Source organism: Streptomyces sp. DH12 (assembly GCF_020873895.1).
Lineage (GTDB): Bacteria > Actinomycetota > Actinomycetes > Streptomycetales > Streptomycetaceae > Streptomyces.
This window is the reverse complement of the sequence record NZ_JAHWGT010001668.1, coordinates 1-389: the sequence shown is the minus strand read 5'-3', so window position 1 is coordinate 389 and position 389 is coordinate 1. Positions and strand designations below refer to the sequence as shown.

At 70.7% G+C, this 389-nt stretch carries 1 protein-coding gene; it reads left to right on the top strand.

Features of this window, described 5'->3' with window-relative positions:
* Position 1: 1 nt before the first annotated feature.
* A partial coding sequence (locus LPA54_RS41645; protein WP_267488054.1) for a glycerophosphodiester phosphodiesterase family protein occupies positions 2-389 on the top strand: 388 nt, incomplete at its 3' end.

The window sequence follows — 389 nt, the reverse complement described above, 5'->3', positions numbered from 1 at the left end:
GATGCAGATCCAGTTCGATGACGTCGAGCCCGAGAACACCCTTCGGTCCTTCGTCGCCGCCCAGGAGGCCGGGCTCGACGTCATCGAACTGGATCTGCATCTGAGCAAGGACGGCGCGCTCGTGGTGATGCACGACGCGCGCGTGGACCGCACCACGGACGGGACGGGCGCCATCGCCGACAAGACCCTCGACGAACTGCGCGCCCTGGACGCCGGGCGCGGCGAGCGCGTCCCCCTGTTCGTGGAGGTGCTGGACGCGGTCCGGACACCGCTGCAGGCGGAGATCAAGGACGTCCGGGCGGCCCGGGCGCTGGCCGAGGTGATGAACGACCGGGGGCTGGCGGACCGCGTGGAGGTCGCGTCGTTCCACGACGAGGCGATCGCCGAGA